General features: G+C 64.1%; 1 protein-coding gene. It reads right to left on the bottom strand.

Going from position 1 to position 551, the window contains the following annotated elements; genetic code table 11:
* Positions 1 to 551, bottom strand: a 551-nt coding sequence (locus GTW58_RS14400; RefSeq protein WP_209436598.1) for a hypothetical protein, incomplete at both ends; no start/stop codon positions are given.

Here is a 551-nt window from a genome sequence, read left to right on the forward strand (position 1 = left end):
GTAGAGGGTGACAGCTAACCACGGGCTCGTGCGAGGAGACTGCGGGGAGCTGTCTAGTAGCAAGGCCCAGCTGTGCGTACCGGCCTGCCGAACGAACGGGGACAGCGACTCCACCTGAGATAAAGCTTCCCGCAGGCTAGTGAGCGTGGCCAGTGTGGTCTCGCGCTGCTCGCAGAGCTTCATCCACTCGTCCTTGTTCGCTTTGGTTCGCCAAGCCCGCCACTCTGGGTGTTGCCATGACTGGTACGAACCGTCTGCGCGGCCATGGTTGACCATTGTGACCTTGCCGTCCTGCAGGCGGAGCCGTCCATCGCTGAGATCAGCTACGGCGTTTTCGTAGAGGATGCGCTCGTGCCGAGCTACGGTATGAGCAAGCTCCGCTACCTGAATGGCCGCCGTCCCTGCCCGCGGTCCCAGGACCGCGAGGGTGTTCTCCGCGGCAACGGCGGCGTCGAACATGCTCTTATGTCGTGCCCGCCGCTTCGTAGAAAACGCATAGGCGGCGATCAGTCCCAGGACGGTGGCGACGCGGCCGATGGCGGCGGGGACTG

The sequence above is a fragment of the Kocuria subflava genome, from assembly GCF_012163155.1.
In the GTDB taxonomy this organism is placed as follows: domain Bacteria; phylum Actinomycetota; class Actinomycetes; order Actinomycetales; family Micrococcaceae; genus Kocuria; species Kocuria subflava.